The sequence below is a fragment of the Kribbella sp. NPDC050124 genome (assembly GCF_044460355.1).
In the GTDB taxonomy this organism is placed as follows: Bacteria; Actinomycetota; Actinomycetes; order Propionibacteriales; family Kribbellaceae; genus Kribbella.
Window position 1 is genome coordinate 12,032 of sequence record NZ_JBITJU010000033.1, and the last position, 20,171, is coordinate 32,202.

16 protein-coding genes are annotated in these 20,171 nt (G+C 69.1%); 11 read left to right on the top strand and 5 right to left on the bottom strand.

The genetic code is table 11. The annotated features are described in order from the left end of the window. The 5 genes from ACIBL3_RS42365 to ACIBL3_RS42385 are packed head-to-tail and all read right to left on the bottom strand — an operon-like array spanning nucleotide 1 to nucleotide 5,035. On the bottom strand, nucleotides 1–1,122 hold the full coding sequence (locus ACIBL3_RS42365) for a class I SAM-dependent methyltransferase (protein ID WP_396359664.1): 1,122 nt from the start codon (nucleotides 1,120–1,122) through the stop codon (nucleotides 1–3). Nucleotides 1,123–1,158: 36 nt separating this feature from the next. Next, the gene (locus ACIBL3_RS42370; RefSeq protein WP_396359665.1) at nucleotides 1,159–1,809 is read right to left on the bottom strand and encodes a PIG-L deacetylase family protein; all 651 of its coding nucleotides are present in this window, start codon (nucleotides 1,807–1,809) and stop codon (nucleotides 1,159–1,161) included. Continuing rightward, on the bottom strand, nucleotides 1,809–2,663 hold the full coding sequence (locus ACIBL3_RS42375) for a glucose-1-phosphate cytidylyltransferase (RefSeq protein ID WP_396359666.1): 855 nt from the start codon (nucleotides 2,661–2,663) through the stop codon (nucleotides 1,809–1,811). Before ACIBL3_RS42375 ends, ACIBL3_RS42370 begins: the two co-directional genes overlap by 1 nt. A 45-nt stretch (nucleotides 2,664–2,708) precedes the next feature. Further along, complete coding sequence (locus tag ACIBL3_RS42380; protein ID WP_396359667.1) at nucleotides 2,709–3,941, bottom strand: methyltransferase domain-containing protein; 1,233 nt, start codon at nucleotides 3,939–3,941, stop codon at nucleotides 2,709–2,711. Further along, a complete protein-coding gene (locus ACIBL3_RS42385; RefSeq protein WP_396359668.1) occupies nucleotides 3,941–5,035 on the bottom strand; it encodes an NAD-dependent epimerase/dehydratase family protein in 1,095 nt (364 codons plus the stop codon). The genes ACIBL3_RS42380 and ACIBL3_RS42385 overlap by 1 nt, the downstream gene beginning before the upstream one ends. 138 nt (nucleotides 5,036–5,173) lie before the next feature. Here ACIBL3_RS42385 and ACIBL3_RS42390 point away from each other — a divergent pair, with 138 nt between their 5' ends. The 11 genes from ACIBL3_RS42390 (at nucleotide 5,174) to ACIBL3_RS42440 (ending at nucleotide 20,161) form a co-directional block, all read left to right on the top strand. Continuing rightward, on the top strand, nucleotides 5,174–5,557 hold the full coding sequence (locus ACIBL3_RS42390; protein ID WP_396359669.1) for a type II toxin-antitoxin system RelE/ParE family toxin: 384 nt from the start codon (nucleotides 5,174–5,176) through the stop codon (nucleotides 5,555–5,557). Next, nucleotides 5,554–5,895 (top strand): helix-turn-helix domain-containing protein, encoded by a 342-nt coding sequence (locus ACIBL3_RS42395; RefSeq protein ID WP_396359670.1) that lies wholly within the window; start codon nucleotides 5,554–5,556, stop codon nucleotides 5,893–5,895. The genes ACIBL3_RS42390 and ACIBL3_RS42395 overlap by 4 nt, the downstream gene beginning before the upstream one ends. Before the next feature lie 263 nt (nucleotides 5,896–6,158). Beyond that, nucleotides 6,159–7,481: a UDP-glucose dehydrogenase family protein gene (locus ACIBL3_RS42400; protein ID WP_396359671.1), complete on the top strand. Its 1,323-nt coding sequence runs from the start codon at nucleotides 6,159–6,161 to the stop codon at nucleotides 7,479–7,481. After that, complete coding sequence (locus ACIBL3_RS42405; RefSeq protein WP_396359672.1) at nucleotides 7,478–8,707, top strand: glycosyltransferase family 4 protein; 1,230 nt, start codon at nucleotides 7,478–7,480, stop codon at nucleotides 8,705–8,707. Before ACIBL3_RS42400 ends, ACIBL3_RS42405 begins: the two co-directional genes overlap by 4 nt. Beyond that, nucleotides 8,707–10,626, top strand: coding sequence for an asparagine synthase (glutamine-hydrolyzing) (gene asnB / locus ACIBL3_RS42410; RefSeq protein ID WP_396359673.1), 1,920 nt, complete (start codon nucleotides 8,707–8,709; stop codon nucleotides 10,624–10,626). Before ACIBL3_RS42405 ends, asnB begins: the two co-directional genes overlap by 1 nt. 26 nt (nucleotides 10,627–10,652) lie before the next feature. Continuing rightward, nucleotides 10,653–12,839 (top strand): bi-domain-containing oxidoreductase, encoded by a 2,187-nt coding sequence (locus tag ACIBL3_RS42415; RefSeq protein WP_396359674.1) that lies wholly within the window; start codon nucleotides 10,653–10,655, stop codon nucleotides 12,837–12,839. Continuing rightward, nucleotides 12,836–14,797, top strand: coding sequence for an alginate lyase family protein (locus ACIBL3_RS42420; RefSeq protein ID WP_396359675.1), 1,962 nt, complete (start codon nucleotides 12,836–12,838; stop codon nucleotides 14,795–14,797). Before ACIBL3_RS42415 ends, ACIBL3_RS42420 begins: the two co-directional genes overlap by 4 nt. Before the next feature lie 84 nt (nucleotides 14,798–14,881). After that, nucleotides 14,882–16,099 carry a Wzz/FepE/Etk N-terminal domain-containing protein gene (locus tag ACIBL3_RS42425; RefSeq protein WP_396359676.1) on the top strand — a complete coding sequence of 406 codons (1,218 nt, stop codon included), beginning with the start codon at nucleotides 14,882–14,884 and terminating at the stop codon, nucleotides 16,097–16,099. Then, nucleotides 16,096–17,727: a YveK family protein gene (locus ACIBL3_RS42430; RefSeq protein ID WP_396359677.1), complete on the top strand. Its 1,632-nt coding sequence runs from the start codon at nucleotides 16,096–16,098 to the stop codon at nucleotides 17,725–17,727. Before ACIBL3_RS42425 ends, ACIBL3_RS42430 begins: the two co-directional genes overlap by 4 nt. Then, nucleotides 17,724–18,962 (top strand): hypothetical protein, encoded by a 1,239-nt coding sequence (locus ACIBL3_RS42435; RefSeq protein ID WP_396359678.1) that lies wholly within the window; start codon nucleotides 17,724–17,726, stop codon nucleotides 18,960–18,962. Before ACIBL3_RS42430 ends, ACIBL3_RS42435 begins: the two co-directional genes overlap by 4 nt. Beyond that, nucleotides 18,959–20,161, top strand: coding sequence for a glycosyltransferase (locus tag ACIBL3_RS42440; RefSeq protein ID WP_396359679.1), 1,203 nt, complete (start codon nucleotides 18,959–18,961; stop codon nucleotides 20,159–20,161). Before ACIBL3_RS42435 ends, ACIBL3_RS42440 begins: the two co-directional genes overlap by 4 nt. Nucleotides 20,162–20,171: the final 10 nt, after the last annotated feature.

Consider the following 20,171-nt stretch of genomic DNA (forward strand, 5'->3'; position numbering starts at 1 on the left):
TCAGCCCACGACTTCGTGCGGTTCGGGCAGCGGGACCAGGTACGTGGCGCCCCAGCCGCCGGCGGATTCGAGCTGTGAGATCACTTCGTCGGCGATGTCCCAGGTGAGCACCAGGACGACGTCCGGCTTCGCGGCCCGGAGTTCGTCGATGGGCCGGATCGGGACACCACAGCCACCCGGGATCCGGCGGCCGTGCTTGCCGGGGGCCAGGTCGACCGTGAACGGCAGCAGGTCCGTGGTGATCTTGCTGAGGTCGAGGAGCACGGGCGCCTTCGAGGGAGCGCCGTACCCGAGCACGGTCCGGCCGGCGGCCTTGTGGCGGGCGAGCTCCTCGTGCAGTACGCCGGCCGCATGCCACGCGGCCTCCTGCAGGCTGCCGAGCTGGACCTCGTCGGCGAGTCCGGCCGCGTCCTCGTCCTCCAGCACGACGTCGACCGACGGATCCGGCTTGGCAACCGCGGCGTGCCGCAGCATCACCATCAGGCTGCCGCCGAACATCTCGACCTGCTTCACGGACTCGACGGTCAGGCCGTGCAGTGCGGCGACGCGCTGCAATGCCCGCAGGGAGATGTACGACCAGTGGCCGTGCCGGATGGTGTCGAACTGGTTGCCGATGAACAACGGCAACAGGTGGTGGAACTCCATCACCAGCAGCCCGCCCGGCGCGAGGCGGTCCGCCCGCAGCTTCAGCAGCTCGCCGAACGCGGGCTCGTGCACGATGCCGTGTACGTCGACCACCAGGTCAGCCTGCTCGCCGTCGCCGGCCAGTCGGCACCCGGCGGCGTACAGGTGCTGCAGCCAGGAACCACCGTGGTGGCTGGCGAACTCGAACACCACGCCGCCGTTCAGCTCCGGGTACTCGGCCAGGATCTCCTTCACCGACTTCTCCGCGTGCGCGATGCTGGTCGCCGACTCGACCGCCAGCGGCTCCTCCGGCAGCTGCGGCTCGACCGGGCCGAGCTGGACCAGCGTGCAGTCCCGGCACAGCCACAGCTCGAGCGGCCAGCGCGGATCCGGGCCGGGCGTCTCCGCGGGCGGGAAGTAGTCGGCACACGGCTGCGCCCCGAGATCCACCACGGGTACGACGTTCTCCCCCGCGCACCCACGACACTTGAAACTCACTGCGCCCCCTCCGGTCACCATGCCGTCACCATGCCGTCACCATGTCAATGTCGCCTTGGCCGTTGTGAACGCCTCCGCGTACGGCGCCCGGCACTCCATGCCGCGCAGCCTGGCCAGCCCGGCGAAGACCTCTTCGTCGAACCAGTCGTGCGGAACCTGGGACGGGTAGGCCTTGTGCAGCCGGGTGATCTTCTCCCGCAGCTGCTCCTCGGTCAGGTCGACGTACAGCCACGGCCGGCCGATGTCGCCGTCCCACTTGGGGATCTCGTAGTGCAGCACCAGGTGGCTGCGCCACACCGTCGGAGCGAGCTCCGCGATCAGGCGGTGGTCCTGGTGCGCGTCGGTGCGGCTCGGCGCCAGCACCAGGTCCGGGCTCCTGCTCCCCCGAGCCGTTGCCTCGAGCAACTCCTTGGTCTCGTTCCAGAACGCCGGCAGCCGGCCGTCCGGCAGCCCGGCCGAGGTCACGGTCACCTCGCACTCGGGCAGGAACAGCTCCGCCGCCCGCCGCGCCTCGTCGAGCCGCAGCTCACTGCCGGTCGCGATCACGAACTCGGCGGTCAGCTCCGGCACCGACTCGGCCAGCTTGAGCAGCGTGCCGCCGCAGCCGATCTCGATGTCGTCCGGATGCGCGCCCAGGGCAACCAGGTGCACCGGGCGCTCGATCAGGCCGAGCTGGAACGGCAGCATCAGATCGCCACCACCATGGGCGAGTCGTCGGACAGCAGCTCCGGCTTCTCCAGCACCCGGGACCGCTGCTCGCGGGTCTCGTGGCTCCACAGCGCCCACGGCTTCTTGCCGGTCCGGTACAGCTCCTCGAGCTGGCTGCGCTCCTTGAGCGTGTCCATCGGCGCCCAGAACCCGTGGTGCGGGATCGCCTCCAGTTTGCTCATCGCGGCCAGCCGCGGGAACGCGTCCCCGACCAGGTCCTCGTCCTCGTGCAGGACGTCGAAGATCTCCTTCTTGATCACGAAGTAGCCGCCGTTGATCCACAGGTTCAGGTCGGCGGCCGAGCGCAGCCCGGTGATCCGGGAGTCGGTGCCGAACTCGACCACGTGGAAGGACGCCTGCGGCGGGACCGCGAGCAGGCTGGCGGTGATGTCGCTGGTCATCACGTGGTCGACGATCTTGTCCATCGGCGCGTCGGTCAGCACGTCGCCGTAGTTGGCCAGGAACGCGTCGTCGTCCTCCAGGTACGGGCGGACCCGGCGCAACCGCTCACCGATCGAGGTGTCGATCCCGGTGTCGACGAAGGTGATCTTCCACTCGCTGATGTCGGAGTCGAGCAGCTCGATCCGCTGCCCGCCCTTGGTCATCACGAAGTCGTTCGAGACGGTCTCGTCGTACCGCAGGAAGTACTCCTTGACCGCCGAGCCGCCGAAGCCCAGGCAGAGGATGAACTCGGTGTGCCCGAAGTGCGCGTAGTAGCGCATCACGTGCCACAGGACCGGCCGGTCGCCGATCGTCATCATCGGTTTCGGTGCGGAGTCCACCCCGCTGCGCATCCGCAGCCCGAACCCCCCACAGAAGATCACGACCTTCATCTGAGTTTCCCTTCCCCCCAACGCGTTTCAGAGCCCAAAGACGATTCAGAGCACAGTGAGGCGCGGGATCGGCACGACGAACTGCGCGCCCCACTCCCGTGCGTAGGCCAACTGGTGGACGATCTCCTCGCGCAGGTTCCACGGCAGGATCACGATGTAGTCCGGCCTCACCTCGGCCAGCCGCTCGGGCGCGTGGATCGGGATGTGGGTGCCGGGCAGGAACATGCCGTGCTTGTGCGGGCTGCGGTCGACCGTGAACGGCAGCAGGTCCTCACGGATGCCACAGTGGTTCAGCAGCGTGTTGCCCTTGCCGGGAGCGCCGTACCCGGCGACCGACTTGCCGTCCCGGGCGGCGCCGACCAGGAAGCTGACCAGGTCGGCCTTGATCGCGAACACGTCCTTGGCGAAGCCGGCGTGTCCCTCGACCGTGTGCAGCCCGGCGTCCTCCTCGTCCTTCAGGACTTTCAGCACCAGCTCCGACGGCTCCCCCGCCGTCTCGGCCGGCTGCGACATCAGCCGCAGCGAACCACCGTGGCTGACGAGCTCCTGGACGTCGACGACCTTCAGGCCGGCCTTCTCCAGCGCGGCCGCGGCGGTCTTCAGGGTGAGGTACTGGTAGTGCTCGTGGTAGATCGTGTCGTACTGGCGGCCCTCGATCAGCCGGAGCAGGTGCGGGAACTCCAGCGACACCAGGCCGTCGTCCTTGACCAATGCCCGCAGGCCCTTGGCGAAGTCGACGATGTCCGGCACGTGCGCGAACACGTTGTTGCCGACGACAAGGTCCGCCTGGCCGTGCCGGGCGGCCGCGTCCCGGCCGGTCTCCTCGCCGAGGAAGTAGCTCTCGGTCCGGATGCCCTTCTCGTTGGCGATCTCGGCGATGTTCGCGGCCGGCTCGATGCCGAGGACCGGGATGCCGAGCGCCACCGCGTGCTGCAGCAGGTAGCCGTCGTTGCTGGCCGCCTCGACGATCAGGCTCTCGGCGCCGAGGTCGAGCCGCTCCTGCATGTCCACGACGAACCGGCGGGCGTGCTCCACCCAGCTGGTCGAGTACGACGAGAAGTACAGGTAGTCGCTGAACACGTCGTCGGCCGCGACGTATGCCGGCAGCTGGACGAGCAGGCAGTTGTCACAGATCCGGACGTGCAGCGGGTAGAACGTCTCACCGCTGTCGAGCTGGTCGGCCCGCAGGTAGCTCTCGCACGGCGGCGACATCCCCAAGTCGACGAACGTGCGCATCAAAGGCTCGCCACAGAGGCGGCAGGCGACTGGTTCCCCCATCAGTGCTTCTCCTCGGCTGCGTCATTCTTGGTGAACACTGCTGCCCCCGGTCCCGGGAACTGGTCATCGGTCTGCCGGCGCAGCTGGTCGTCGACCAGACCTGCCGACAGCAGTTGCTGGATCCGGCGCAGCCGGACGAACTGGGCGGAGTCGAAGTCCGCCTGGGTCAGGCCGTGCCGCGCGTACGCGGCGGCGAGCTCGTCGACACCCTTGCGCACGGTCCACTGCAGCTGCAGGTCCGGGAAGGTGTCGTTGAGCTTGGCGAAGTCGACCTTGTAGTTGCGCAGGTCCGGTCCGGCGCCCTCGGCGATCGACAGCGTCGAGCCCGGTACGGCCTCGCGGACCATCTCGGCGATGTCGCGGACCTGGACCACGTCCTCGGACCGGCCGACGTTGAACGCCTCGTCGTGGATCACCTCGCGAGGCGACTCCAGCACCCTCAGGAACGCCCGGCTGATGTCCTCGATGTGCACCAGCGGCCGCCACGGCGTGCCGTCGCTCTCCAGCCGGACCTGGCCACTCGTCATCGCGATCGCGGTCAGGTTGTTCACCACGATGTCCAGCCGCAGCCGGGTGGAGGCGCCGTACGCGGTCGCGTTGCGCAGGTACGTCGGGCTGAAGTTGTCGTCGGCGAGCTTGGACAGCTCCTTCTCGGCCAGCGCCTTGGTCTCGCCGTACGGCGTGACCGGGAACATCTCGGCGTCCTCGGCGACCGCCTCGGAGCCGGCCGCGCCGTACAGGCTGCAGGACGAGGCGAACAGGAACCGCTGGATGCCGGCCTCCTTGGCCGCCTGCGCGACGTTCAGGGTGCCGTCCAGGTTGACCGAGTAGGTCGCGTCCCGGTTCAGGTGGCCGAGCGGGTCGTTGGACAACGCGGCCAGGCAGACGACGGCGTCGTACCCCTGGAGCTCGGTGGAGGTGACGTCACGCATGTCGCGCGGCTTGCGGGAGCCGATCGGGTCCGGCCCGCCGAGCAGGTCGCAGCCCTCGTACAGCCCGGTGTCCAGCCCGTCGACCTGGTGCCCGGCGTCCCGCAGGAACGGCACCAGCACCGCACCGATGTACCCGCGATCCCCGGTGACCAGAACTCTCATCCGCCCGCTCCTCACTCGTCTCCGTCGTCGCTACAACAGATCACCGAGCAAGCCCCGTGATACATCGCCCGCAGATTCGACCGTCAGGCGGTTCACGAGAGAGATGCATATGTCGTTAACGACATATAGGATGGTTCAGTGGATCCGCTCTTCGTGATCGAGCTCGAGCCGGAGGTCCGGACATGGTTGGAGGGTCTGCCTGCCAAACAGTTCCTCAAGATCGACGAGTACGTGGGGCTGCTCGCGGAGCATGCTCCTTCGCTCGGCGAACCGTACGCGCGGTACCTCGGCGACGGCGTACGAGAGTTGCGTCCGACTCTCGATGGGGCGGCGATGCGGATCACGTACTGGATTGCGCCCGGCCGGACCGTCATTCTGCTGACGGTCTTTCGGAAGACGCGGATGCGCGAGGAGACCGAGGTCAAACGCGCCATACTGGCCAAGCAGGTCTGTGAGGCCGAGCATGGACCGGCGCACGACGAGTTCGTGCGGATCGTCGAGGAAGGAGAGATCGAGCGATGAGCCACAGCCGCTGGAAGTCGCTGCGTGAGCGGAAGCTCACCGCCGGCTTCACCGAGCCCGAAGACGTGGCGGAGGCCCGCCAGGAGATCCGGCTGTCGATGGCACTCGCGCGAGCTGTCTTCGAACGACGCACCGAGCTCGGCCTCACGCAGAGCGAACTGGCCGCCCGGGCCGGTCTGACTCAGGCCAAGGTCTCCCGAATCGAAGGCTCGGACACCGTGCCCACGCTGCCGTTGCTGTCGAGACTTGCTCAGGCGTTGGACTCCTCACTCACCATCGCCCTCGACGACGACAAGACCCACGTCTCGTTCACCGCCCACAAGACCGACGCGGCCTGACGGGCGCTGCGCAGAGGTACGACGCCCCACAACGCTCGTGCGCCTGGCTCCGACCGGGCTTCAAGGCCGCCTACCGGCCGCTTCTTGTGCGTACGTCGGTGACCAAGAGTCGACCGACTACTGAACACGGCTCACCACTCAACCTGCCTTGTCGGCTCCTCGCCGCCGGTCTGTGCAGATCTGGTGTATCAGCGCCTCAGGGTGGCTGCTCCATAGAGGGCTGAGACCAGCAAGGGGAGATCCACGCTCATTTGGGGGGCGTTATGAAGGTTGCCGTATTCGGCTTGGGCTACGTGGGGTCGGTGACGGCGGCCTGCCTGGCTGCTGCCGGCCACGATGTCTGGGGGGTCGACGTCGACACCGCCAAGGTCGGACCGATCACCGAGGGGCACAGCCCGGTGGTCGAACCCGGTCTGGACGAGCTCGTGGCGGCCGGCGTCACCGCGGGCAGACTGCACGCGACGACCGACCCGCAACTGGCACTGGACGGCGCGGACGTCTCCCTGATCTGTGTGGGGACGCCGTCGACACCGGCCGGCAGCACCGACCTCACCTACATCCGGCGCGCGGTCCGCGACATCGCGGAGGCAGCCGGTGTGGTCGCGCCGCCGGCGTCGGGTTTCCACAGCATCGTCGTCCGCAGCACCGTCCCGCCGGGCACCGTCGACGAGGTCGTCGAGCACGTCCTGGCCGAGGTGCCCGGGTCCGATGACTTCACCTTCGGTACGGCGATGTGCCCGGAGTTCCTGCGGGAGGGATCGGGACTCGCGGACTTCTACGACCCGCCGTTCGTCGTGGTCGGCACCCGGAACCCGCGGGTCGGTACCGCTCTGACCGACCTGTTCTCCTTCCTCCCCGCCGAGGTGCAGGTGGTCGACGTCCGCACCGCCGAGGCGCTCAAGTACGCCTGCAACGCGTTCCACGCGACCAAGGTCTCGTTCGCGAACGAGATGGGGCGGATCTTTCGGCACTACGGCGTGGACTCGCGGGAGGTCATGCGGCTCTTCGTCCAGGACACCAGCCTCAACATCTCGCCGTACTACCTGCGCCCCGGGTTCGCGTTCGGCGGCTCGTGCCTGCCGAAGGACCTGCGCTCGGTGCTGCACCTGGCCCGGGTCAACGACACCGACCTGCCGCTGCTGGCCGGCACGCTCACGACCAACGAGCTGACCGTCCGCGACGTGGTGGACCGGGTGGTGGCCGGACCGGGCCGGGAGGTCGCGCTACTCGGCCTGAGCTTCAAGACCGCGACCGACGACCTGCGGGAGAGCCCGAGTGTCGAGCTGGCCGAGCGACTGATCGGCAAGGGCTACAACCTGCGCATCTACGACGCGATCGTGAACCCGAGCCGGCTGGTCGGCGCCAACCTGCGGCACGTGAGGTCCAAGCTGCCGCACCTGCAGCGGGTGCTCACCGCCGACCCGGTCGAGGCGCTCCACGGCGCCGACGTCGCCCTGGTCTCGGCGACCGACCCCGCGGCGATCAGCGCGCTGCTCACCACGCCGCCGGCCCGCACCATCGACCTGAGCGGCCGGCTGGGCGCCGAGGTCGAGGCGCTGGCCGGATACGAAGGAGTGGGCTGGTGAGCGGTCCGCGCGTCCTGATCATCATCCAGAACCTGTGGGTACCGTTCGACCGCCGGGTCTGGCTGGAGTGCAAGGCCCTGACGGCGTCCGGGTACGACGTGACCGTGGTCTGCCCCAAAGGCCCGGGTGATCCGTCGTACCAGGTCCTCGAGGGCGTCACCGTGCACAAGTACAAGGCGTACGCTCCCGGTGGCAGCAAGCTCAGCTTCGTGGCGGAGTACGCGTACTCGTTCCTGATGACGCTGCTGCTGGTGCTGCGGGCGCGCAAGGCCGGCAAGTTCCAGGTCCTGCAGGCGTGCAACCCGCCCGACATCTTCTGGCCGATCGCGATCCTGCTCCGCCGGCTGGACCGGACCAAGTTCGTCTTCGACCACCACGACCTGTGCCCGGAGCTGTTCCAGTCCAGGTTCGGCGGTACGACGAGCCCGGCGTACAAGGGACTGCGCTGGCTGGAGCGGCGGACGCACCGGACGGCGGACCACGTCACCTCGACCAACGATTCCTACCGGCACATCGCGATCACCCGGAGCGGCAAGGCCAACCACGACGTCACCGTCGTGCGGACCGGGCCCGATCCGGAGCGGTTGCGCCGCGGCGCACCGGACGAGTCGGTGCGCCGCGGGCACCGGTACCTGGTCACCTACATCGGCGTGATGGGCCCGCAGGACGGCGTCGACATCGTCGTCCGGGCGGCCGACGTAGTCGTCAACAAGCTCGGCCGGACCGACATCGCGTTCACGCTGATGGGCGGCGGCGACGCGTTCGACGACGTGGTCGCGCTGCGGGACCAGCTGGGGCTGCAGGAGCACGTCGAGTTCACCGGCCGGGTGCCGGACGAGACGGTCCGCACGGTGATGTCGACCGCCGACCTCGGTCTGTCGCCGGACCCGAAGAACCCGCTCAACGACGTCTCCACGATGAACAAGACGATGGAGTACATGGCGTTCGAGCTGCCGGTCGTCGCCTTCGACCTGATCGAGACCAAGGTCTCGGCCGCCGACGCCGCGGTGTACGTCGAGCCGAACGACGTGACCAAGTACGGCCAGGCGATCGTCGACCTGCTCGACGACGAGGTACGGCGCCGCCGGATGGGCCGGTTCGGTCGGGAGCGGGTCGAGCAGGTGCTCGCCTGGAAGCACCAGCAGAAGGCCTACCTCGAGGTGTACGACCGGCTCACCGGGCACTCGAGCGTCGTCGGTGAGTTCCCGAAGGCTGCGGGGTCCTGATGTGCGGCATCGCCGGCTGCTACCAGCAGCACGACGGTCTCACCCTCGCGCAGACCATGAACGACCGGATCGCGCACCGCGGTCCGGACGCCGACGGGGTCTACCGGTTCGAGGACGGTGACATCCGCGCGTACCTGGCGCACCGCAGGTTGTCGATCATCGACCTGTCCTCGGGGGCGGACCAGCCGTTCACCAAGCGCGGCCTGACGATCAGCTACAACGGCGAGCTCTACAACTACAAGGAGTTGCGCGCCGAGCTGGTCCGGGGCGGGGTGGCGTTCCGGACGCACTCCGACACCGAGGTGGTGCTGGAGGCCTGGCGGCGCTGGGGTCCGGCCGCGCTGTCGCGGTTTCGCGGCATGTTCGCGTTCGCGATGCTCGACGAGGACAGCGGCAGCCTGTTCCTGGCCCGCGACCCGCTCGGCATCAAGCCGTTGTACTTCCTGCGCCGGCACGGCGGCGTCATCTTCGCCTCCGAGCTGAAGGCCCTGGTTGCCGCGATCGGCCCGGAACTGCGCACCGATCCCGGCGCGCTGATCTCCTCGATGCTCTACTACTGGCTACCCGAACAGCGCTGCGCGATCGACGGCGTGGACAAACTCCCGCCGGGCTCGTGGGCAGAGTTCCGGCCGGACGGCAGCAGCCGGCACGAGACGTACTGGCGGGTGACCGACGTCGCCACCGAGGCGGCCGCCGGCCCGCGCGCCGACCTGCGGACAATCATCGAGGAGTCGGTGGCCGCGCACCTGGTCGCCGACGTCGGGGTGTCGACGTTCCTCAGCGGCGGTCTGGACTCCAGCCTGGTCACGGTGCTGGCCAAGCGGCTCGACCCGGGGATCGACTCGTACACGATCACCTTCCGGGCCCAGGACCAGCGGCTCGAGGCGATGCCGGACGACGCGATCTACGCCCGCAAGGTGGCCCAGCAGTTCGGCATCGACCTGCACGAGATCGAGATCGCGCCCGACGTGGTGAACCTGCTCCCCCGGATCGTCGACGTGCTTGACGAGCCGGTCGGCGACCCGGCCGCGATCAACACGCTGCTGATGTGCGACGCCGCCCGCGACGCCGGCGTCAAGGTGCTGCTGTCCGGGATGGGCGCCGACGAGTTGTTCGGCGGCTACCGCAAACACCTCGCCTGCGCGATGGGAGCGCAGTACCAACGACTCCCCGGCGTCCTGCGCAACGATCTTGTCGGTCCCGCCGTACGGCGGCTGCCGGTCACGGCGAACGGGCGCGGCCTGCGGTACGCGCGGTGGGCGAAGCGGTTCCTGACCTTCGCCGACCTGCCCGAGGAGGCCGCGTTCCGGCGCAGCTACACGATGTACGACGCCGACGAGCTCGCCGGCCTGCTCAGTCCGGACCTGGAGCCGTACGTCGGGAAGCTGATCTCCGAGCACAGCGACATCTACCACGACACCACGCTCGACGACCACGTGAACCGGATGTGCCTGGCCGACGCACGGATGTTCCTGCCCGGCCTGAACCTGGCATACACCGACCGGTCCAGCATGGCCGCGTCGACCGAGGTCCGGGTGCCGTTCGTGGATCCGGTCGTGGTGCGGGCCGCGTTCTCCATCCCGGGCATCGAGAAGATCCACCGGCGGCAGGGCAAGCTCGCGCTGAAGAAGGCGGCCGAAGCCTGGTTGCCGAAGGAGATCATCTACCGGCCGAAGGCGTCGTTCAGCGCGCCGCTGCGGGCCTGGGTCCGCAATGACCTGCGTGAGCTCGTGGACGACGTGCTGCTGCGCGGCGAGCTGGTCGGCAGCGGTTTCCTGCAGCAGTCCGCCGTACAGCGCCTGGTCGACGACGAGCGGGCCGGGCGGCAGGACTACTCCAAGCAGATCTGGCAGTTGCTGACGCTCGAGACCTGGACCCGGCACATGCGCTCCCTGGGCGTGACCATCACCTCCTTGTGAAGACTTTCTCTCTCTGAAGGACTGGCATGAAACAGGTTGCACAGAACTACAAGTCCGGTGAGCTGGCGGTGCTCGACGTGCCGCCGCCCACCTGTGCGCCCGGTGGCGTGCTGGTCCGCTCGCTGTACTCGCTGATCTCGACCGGCACCGAGCTGATGAAGGTCGGCGAGGCCAAGCTGTCGATGCTCGGCAAGGCGCGGGCCCGACCCGACCAGGTGAAGAAGGTCCTGGACTCGGTCGCCCAGCAAGGTGCGTTGAACACCTACAAGAAGGTGATGAACAAGCTCGACTCGTACACGCCGCTGGGTTACTCGCTGTGCGGCGTGGTCGTCGAGGTCGGCGCCGGAGCCGAGGAGTTCAGCGTCGGTCAGCTGGTCGCTGCCGCGGGCAACGAGTTCGCCTTGCACGCCGAGTACAACTGGGTGCCGGTCAACCTGTGCGTTCCGGTGCCGGACGGGGTGCCGCCGGAGCAGGCCGCCTTCTCGACTGTCGGTGCGATCGCGATGCACGGCGTACGGCAGTCGGAGGTGCAGCTCGGCGACACCGCGGTCGTGATCGGGCTCGGTCTGGTCGGGCAGCTCGTGGTGCGGCTGCTGGTCGCGGCCGGCGTCCGGGTGTTCGGCATCGACACGGTCGAGGACCGGTGCCGGATGGCGGAGAAGGCCGGCGCCCTGCACTGCTCGTCGGCCGACGAGGCCGGGATCGCCGCGCTCGAGCGGTCGTTGCTGGAGGCGTCGAACGGACTCGGCGCGGACCACATCCTGCTCGCCGCCGGCGGTCACACCAACGGCCCGGTCGAGACCGCGGCTCGGCTGGCCCGCGACCGCGCCCGGGTCGTCGACATCGGCAAGACCAAGCTCGACCTGCCGTGGAACGCTTACTACGACAAAGAGCTCGACGTCCGCTTCTCGCGCTCCTACGGCCCGGGCCGCTACGACGACCGCTACGAGCTCGAAGGCATCGACTACCCCGCCGGCTACGTCCGCTGGACCGAACGCCGCAACCTCGAGTGCTTCATCGACCTGATCGCCCGCGAACAGATCGACGTAGGTTCGCTGGTAGCCAGAGTCTTTCCGATCGCCGAGGCGACGGAGGTCTACCAGCAACTGTCGTCGGGTGCGTTCCAAGGCGTCGGCTTCTTGTTCGAGTACCCAGATGTTCCACGGGACGAAAAGCAGGAGACGACCACGAGGATCGCACGTTCAGCTCAGGCCACAGCTGGTACGGCGCGACTTGGGTTCATCGGTGCGGGCAACTACGCCTCTTCGATGCTTCTTCCGCATTTGCAGAAGAACGAGGATGTTGCGCTGGCACATGTCGCGACCAACAAGTCGTTGTCTGCGGCGAATGCGCAGCGGCGGTTTGGCTTCGAGCAGATCTCGACCGATGCGACTGCTGTCTTGGCGGACGAGTCGCTGGACGCGATCTTCGTGGTGACTCGGCATAGCACGCATGCCGACCTGGCGTGCAAGGCGCTCGAGACCGGGAAGGCCGTGTTCGTCGAGAAGCCGCTGGCCTTGACCGACGAGGACCTGGACCGGATCGTCGCGACCGTGGACGCGACCGGCAACGACCGGTTGATGGTCGGGTTCAACCGGCGGTTCGCGCCGCTGCTGACCGACCTGCGGGAGCGCTTCGGCACCCCCGGCGGCGGTTCCTCCCTGCGCTACCTGGTCAACGCCGGCCGGCTGGACCCGTCCAGCTGGTACCTGGACCAGGACAAGGAAGGCAGCCGGTTCGGCGGCGAGGGCGGCCACTTCATCGACACGGTGAGCTGGTGGCTCGACAGCCCGCCCACCGAGGTGTACGCCGTCCCCGGGCCGGACGCCGGCGACGTGATCGTCAGCCTCCGGTTCGGGAACGGGTCGGCCGCCACGATCAGCTACGTCGGCGGCGGCAACTCGCGGTTCCCGAAGGAGACGCTGGACATCACCGGTGGCGGCCGCAACGGCCGGCTGGACAACTTCCAGAGCGCGTCGGTGTGGGCGGGCCGGAAGCCGTCGACCCGCAAGGTTCGCGGCACCGACAAGGGCCAGCGAGTCGAACTGGAACGCTTCGTCCACGCGGTGAAGTCCGGTGGACCGATGCCGATCTCGTTCGACTCGCTGGTCGCCACCACCCGCGCGACCATCGCAGTGGACCGCAGCCTCGCGAGCGGCAAGGCTGAGCAAATTCTTTCCCCACCCCACCGCCCCGGTCAGGGAACCGTATGAGCCGCCAGCCCCTGGGCTGGTACGTCCGCCGCCTGCGCCGGATGTCCCCCACCGAGCTGGCCTGGCGAACGCGTGACCACGTACGGCGTACTGCCTGGGCCTACCAACAGGTCCGTCCCGGGCAGGACGCCGACATCCAGCTGCCGCTGCGCAGGGACCTGACGTTCCCGGCGGTCCTGCCTCCGCACGCAGCCGACGGCGTACCCGACGAGGCGCGTACGACGATCATCCAGACCGCAGACGCGATCCTGGCCGGGAAGCTCGAGGTGCTCGGCGTCGACCGGACCGACCTGAAGGCGCCGGACTGGTTCCGCGACCCGACCACCGGGCGCCGGTCCGATCCGGCGGAGTACACGTTCAAGCTCAACCACCGCAACGAGGACCTGGTCGGGAACATCAAGCAGGTCTGGGAGTTGTCCCGGCACCACCACCTGACCCAGCTCGCGGCAGCGTGGTACCTGACCCACGACGACAAGTACGCGGACCGCGTCGCCGACCACCTGAACGACTGGTGGCGGTCGAACCCGTTCCTGTCCGGGGTGCACTGGGCCAGCGGGATCGAGATCGGGATCCGGCTGATCAGCTGGGCCTGGATCCGGCGGCTGCTCGACGACTGGCCCGAGGTCACCGACCTGTTCGAGCACAACGAGCTGGCCTTGCGGCAGCTGTACTGGCACCAGCGCTACCTGGCGGCCTTCGAGAGCCGTGGCTCGTCGGCGAACAACCACGTGATCGCCGAGGCAGCCGGCCAACTGGTGGGCGCCTGCGCGTTCCCCTGGTTCGCCCAGAGCGACAAGTGGCGCACGAACGCGGCAGAGCTGTTGGAGCGCGAGCTCGACGCCAACACCTTCCCGTCCGGCGTCAACCGCGAGCTCGCGACCGACTACCACCGCTTCGTCTCCGAGCTCGGCCTGTACGCCGCTCTGGAGGCGGACAAGGCCGGTCATCCGTTGAGTGGGCAGACGTGGGCGCTGCTGACCCGGACCGTCGACGTGGCCGCGGCGATCGTCGACAGCACGCTGCGCCCGCCACGTCAGGGCGACGACGACGAGGGCATGGTGCTCGTTCTCGACCCGCCCGACGTCCACAACTGGTCGGCGTACCTCTCCCTCTGTGCAGCGGTAGTCGGCCGCGCCGACTGGTGGCCGGACAGTCCGCGGACGGCGACCGCCGTACTCGCTGGGAGTCTGGTCAACGGCCCGCAGCCGCATCGACCGGCACAGCGTCCGGACCACTTCGCCGACGCCGGGATCACGATCCTGCGCAGTCGCGACGAAGGCCCGGAGATCTGGTGCCGCGGTGATGCGGGACCGCACGGGTTCTTGTCCATCGCGGCCCATGCGCACTGCGACGCGCTCTCGCTCGAGGTCCGGGTCGGCGGTGTGGACATCCTGGCCGACCCGGGGACGTACTGCTACCACGGCGAGGAGGAGTGGCGGAACTACTTCCGCTCCACGATCGCCCACAACACCGTCGAGGTCGCCGGCGCCGAGCAGTCCGTCTGGGGCGGCCCGTTCCTCTGGCTGCGAGGTGCAACAGGCAAGGTACGGCGGTACGCCGCCGACGGTGACGTGATGACCTGGGACGCCGAGCACGACGGCTATCAGTCCGGCGACACCCCGATCACGCACCGGCGGACCGCCGTACTCGACGGGGGCGTGCTGCGGGTCGAGGATCAGCTGGACGCGGCGGCCGACGTCCGGATCGCCTGGCATCTCGGGCCGGACGTGACGGTCGAGCTGGACGGTGCGACCGGGCGGCTGAAGTGGCCGAACGGGTCCGCGGTCGTCGAGTTGCCGGCCGGGCTGAGCTGGACCGCGCACTGTGGCGGTGACGATCCGTTGCTCGGCTGGTACTCACCGCGATTCGGCCGCAAGGTGCCGATCACCACGCTGGTCGGCGCCGGGCGGCTCGGACCGGACTCCCCCGCGATCAGCAGGTTCCAGTTCCGGTCCTGACCGGAGTCTTGCTGTATCACCCCCGTTTTCCGTCCCTCTATTACTCCGAACCGATCGTGACGTTCGACTGGAGGGGCGGGGCCTGTGAGTTCACAGCAGCTCGACGTCAAGAAGTCCTGGCGGGCCATCCGGCGGCACCGCCTCGTTGTCGCCGCCGTAGCAGCCGTCGGCTTGCTCGTGGGACTGGGCTACGGCCTGCTGGTGCCGCCGTTGCACACGGCCACCTCGCTCGTCGTGCTGCCGCCACCGCCCGCGACGGACACCGAGAAGGCCGAGGGCACGCAGAGTATCGAGACCCAGGTGTTCATCGCCGGGAGCGAGCCGGTGCTGAAGAGCGCCGGCCAGAACCTGAGCCCGGCGCTGCCCACCAAGGTGGTCCGGGAACGGGTCAAGGTGACGGCGCTGACCGACGACGTCATCAAGATCGACGCCAAGGGCGTGTCGGCAGCGCAGGCGATGCGGCTGGCGAACGCGGTCTCCGAGGTCTACCTGGTCTTCATCACCACCGACCAGGTGCTGCCCGGCGACCTGGGGAAGAAAACGGGGGCACGGGTGCTGGAGCAAGCGACGACCGCACGAGGTGGCAACCTCGCGGTCCATCTGGGGATCTGGGGACTGCTCGGCGCGCTGATCGGCGCCGTCGCAGGCTCGATCGGAGTACTGGCCAAGGTGCGCGGCGACCGCCGGCTGCGGTTGCGCGACGAGTTCGCCGACGCGGTCGGACTGCCGGTGCTGGCATCCGTCTCGTCCTACCGGGCGACTGACGTGTCCGACTGGGCCTATCTGCTGGAGCATTACTCGCCGACCGCGGTCGAGGCGTGGAGCCTGCGCAAGACGCTGCACCACCTCGACCTGGACCTGAAGGGCGGCTCCCAGCAGTCGCTGACGGTCATCTCGTTCGCCGGCGACGAGAAGGCGCTGCCGCTCGGCCCGCAGCTGGCCGCGCTGGCGAACTCGATCGGTATCACCACCTCGATCGTGGTCGACACGCACCAGGAGCCGGCCGGCAAGGTTGCCCTGGACATCCACCTGGTCGTGGTCGACCGGGAGGCACCGCACCTGGCCGGCACCACCCGGACCACGCGCACGATCGTCGCGCTGTCGTCGGGCATCGTGACGGCCGAGGAACTGGCCCGGCTGGCCGTCGCGGCCGCTGCCGACGACCGCACCATCGACGGCCTGGTCGTGACCGATCCCGACCCGTCCGACCGCACCATCGGCCGCGTCTCGCAGTCCACCCGCCGCTCCGGGTCGCGGCTGCCCACTCTCCTCACCGGCACCACTGCGAGGAGGACCAAGTGAGCAACCAGCCTTACAACGAACCCGTCGCCACCGATCCCGGCTGGGCCGACGACGACGGTCTGTTCGCCGCCGAACCGACGAACGCCTTCCCGCCGGACAGCCTGGTCACCTTCCGCTTCCTGCGCGACGCCCTGCGCCGGCATCTGCGGATCTGGCTGATCCTGGCCCTCGTCGGCCTGGTGGGCGGCGTGGCGTCGACGTACGTCCTGCCGCAGCCGCACGTGTCCGCGACCCGGTTGGTGCTGACGCACAAGGACGGTGAGGACCCGGCCAAGGCGATGGCCACGGACGTCAGCCTCGCGACCACGCACACGGTGGCGCAGCGGGTGATCGATCTGCTCAAGCTGCCGGAGACGCCGGACGACCTGCTGAAGCGGTACACCGCGACCAGCAAGACCGACCGGGTGATGGAGATCGCCGTACAGGCCAAGACCACCGACCAAGCCACCAAGCAGGCGACGGTCATCGCTCAGGTGTTCCTGATCTTCCGGAAGGAGCAGATCGCCCTGCAGGACGGTCCGCTGCGCCGCGACCTGACCGCCGCGAGCGCCGCGGTCTCCGTGGCCGAGGCGGCGGTCCGGGCGGCCGGCGACAACCCGGACGATCCGGCCCGTCCGAACAGCACACAGATGGTCCGGCTCGGCGTCGCCCGGGACCGCGAGCAGTACGTCCGCCAGCAGATGCTGGACCAGGAGGTTCAGGCCTCCCGGATGAACAGCAGCCGGATCCTCGACGTGGCCGCGCCGGTGCCGAGCTCGGCCAAGCGGACGATGGCGATCAACGCCGGCACCGGCCTGCTCGCCGGCCTGTTCATCGGCGTCGCCTTCGTGATCGTCCGGGCGCTGATCTCCGACCGGCTGTGGAAGCGGCAGGACATCGCCGGCGCCCTGGGCGCGCGGGTCCGGCTGAGCAGTCCACGGCCGTCCCGGTTGCAGTTGCTGCCGTTCCCGCGCTACCTGCGCGCGTCCCAGCGACGGAACCCGGAAGTCCGGTTGATGGTCCAGCACTTCGGCCAGCGCATCTTCTGGGGTGAACGGCCGACCCCGGCGACCGCTGTCGTCAGCGTCGACGACGTCCGCACCTCCGCGCTGGTCGTCGCCGCCCTGGCGGTCTCACTCGCCGAGGAGGGTAAGCACGTCCTGGTGGCCGACCTCAGCGAGACGCGGCTGCTGGCGATGATGCTCGGCGTCAAGGCGCCGGGGACGCGCGAGTCCCGGTTCAGCGAGCCGGGGCGGCGGATCGACGTACACCTGCCCGATCCGGACGGCGGCCCGGCCCAGGGTTGCTACCTGCGGCTCAGTGAGTCGAGCCGGCCGGAGAGCAGCGGTGACATCGCGCTCGACGCCGCCTGGGAGGTCGCCGACGTGGTGCTCGCCCTGGCCACGCTGTCGCCGGAGCTGGGCGCGGACCACCTGGGCACCTGGGCCTCGCACGCCGCGGTCGTGGTGACCGCCGGCCGCTCGACGACTGCGAAGATCCAGGCCACCGGCGAGATGCTGCGGCTGGCCGGACTCGAGATCGACACCGCCGTCGTGCTGCGGCCGGACCACACCGACGAGAGCGTCGGCGTCGCGGAGACCGAGGCCGGTCAGGCCCGCACCGTGGACGTCGAGATGTTCGGCCGATGAATACTGCGCTGACGGAACGACTGGCGACCCGGATCGGCCGGCGGCCGACCCGGCGGGTGATCGCACCCGAGGTTCGCCGGCGTCGTCGCGTCCAACTGGTGTGGGCCCTGCTGGTGCTGAACGTGATGACGTTCTTCCCCGGCGCGCCGATCCTGGTCCCGATCCCCGGGATCATCGGCAAGCTGATCGCGCAGGCGTCACTGGTCGCGGCGCTGGTGCTGGTCCTGTCCGTCAACCGGCCGGTCCGGCTCCGGCCGAGCGTCTACATCTTCCTGCTGATCACGCTGGCGTCGGAGGCGTTGCTGGCCAGCATCCGGGCGGAGTTCCTGTTCGGTGCGCTGTTCCGGGCCGGCCGACTGTTCACGTTCGCGTTGGTGCTGTGGCTGCTGACGCCATGGTGGACCCGTCGCGACCTGTTGCTGGTGCGAACGCACCTGATCGTGCTGTGGTTCATCCTCGGCTCGGTCGCCCTCGGGCTCATGGTCGCGCCCGGCACCGCGATGTTCCAGGACCGGCTGAACGGCATCATCTGGCCGATCCCGCCGACCCAGGTCGGGCACTACGCGGCGGTCGCCACCGGCCTGACCGCCGTACTGTGGTTCTCCGGCCTGCTGAAACGCAGTGTCGCGGCCGTCAGTGTGCTGGTGTCCGTCCCGGTGTTGCTGCTGACACACACGCGGACGGCGCTGATCGCGATGCTGGCCGGGGTGCTGATCGCCGGGCTCAGTCTGTTCACCGCACGCACCCGGGCCCGCCGGTTCCTGGCGATCGGTGTCGTCGTCTTCACGGTCGGAGCGCTGACGGTCGGCTCGGTGGTGGCCACCTGGCTGGCCCGTGGGCAGGACTCCGAAGAGGTGACCGAGCTGACCGGGCGGCGCGCGGTCTGGGAGTCGATCCTGGCCGCGCCGCGCTCGACCTTCGAGACCTTCTTCGGTTTCGGCCTGTCCAACAAGTCGTTCAACGGACTGCCGATCGACAGCAACTGGCTCGGCACGTACTACGACGTGGGCCTGGTCGGCGTGGCGATCACGATCATGCTCGTGCTGTTCGTCCTGACTGCCGCGTGGTTCCGCCCACAGGGACCGCAGCGCGCACTCGCGCTCTTCCTGGTCGCCTACTGCGTGGTCGCGTCCTTCACCGAGAGCGGCCTGAGCGAGGCGTCGCCGTACCTGCTCGAACTGACGCTGGCGGCGTCGCTGGTGTACAACGTGACCACCCGTGAGGGAGCCCGATGAAGATCCTGCTGGTGCACAACAGGTACCGGTCGACCGCTCCGAGCGGGGAGAACCGGGTGGTCGACCAGGAGAGCGCGGCGCTGGCCGAGCTCGGCCACGAGGTCCGGCACTTCGAGCGACACAGCGACGTGATCGAGGACTGGCCGGCCTGGCAGAAGGCCACGCTGCCGGCCCGGGTGGTGTGGAACCCGGCCAGCAAACGCGACCTCGCCGCGGAGCTCGAGCGCTTCCGGCCGGACGTCGTACACCTTCACAACACCTTCCCGCTGCTCAGCCCGTCGGTGCTCTACGCCTGCCGCGACGCGGGTGTGCCGGTCGTGATCACGCTGCACAACTACAAGCTGCTCTGCGCCAGCGGCGACTTCTTCCGCGACGGCGCGGTCTGCCACGACTGCGCCGGCGGCAACCCGCTTCCAGGGGTGAAGCACGGTTGCTACCGCGGCTCCAAGCTCGCGACCGCGACCACCGTGCTCAACACCCGCGGTCATCGGCGGACCTGGCGCAACCTGGTCTCGGCGTACGTGTTCATCTCCGAGTCCCAGCGCCAGTTGCTGGCCGGGATGGACTTCGACCCGCACCGCTCGTTCGTCAAGCACAACCTCGTCCCGTACGACGGACCACTCGGCGGCACCCGGCAGCGGCAGGTCAGCTACGTCGGCCGCCTGGACGCGGCCAAGGGAGCGCCGCTGCTGATGAAGGGCTGGGACGCGTACCGCGCGATCGCGGGAGACGACGCCCTGCAACTCGTCGTCGCCGGTGGCGGGCCGCTGCTGGACGAGGTGACCGCCTGGGCCGCCGAGCGGCCGTCGGTCTCGCTGCACGGCCTGATGAGCAAGCAGGAGGTCTTCGAGCTGATCGGCCGGTCCCGGGCCGTCGTCCTGCCGTCGGAGTGGGAGGAGACGTTCGGGCTCGTCGTGGTCGAGGCGATGGCGGTCGGCGTACCGGTGCTGGCGTCCGGTCACGGTTCGTTCCCGGACCTGGTCGACCACGAGGTCGACGGCATGTTGTTCGAGCCGGGTCGGCCGGACGCGCTGGCCAAGCTGCTGCTGGACGTCGACAGCACGCCGGACCGGTACGACGAGCTCGGCCGCCAGGCCCGCAAGACCTACGAAGACAAGCACCAGACCGCGCACAACCTCGGGCAACTGCTCGAGATCTACCGCTTCGCCATCCGCCACCCGGCCTCCGCGCACCGCTGAGTCCCCGGAA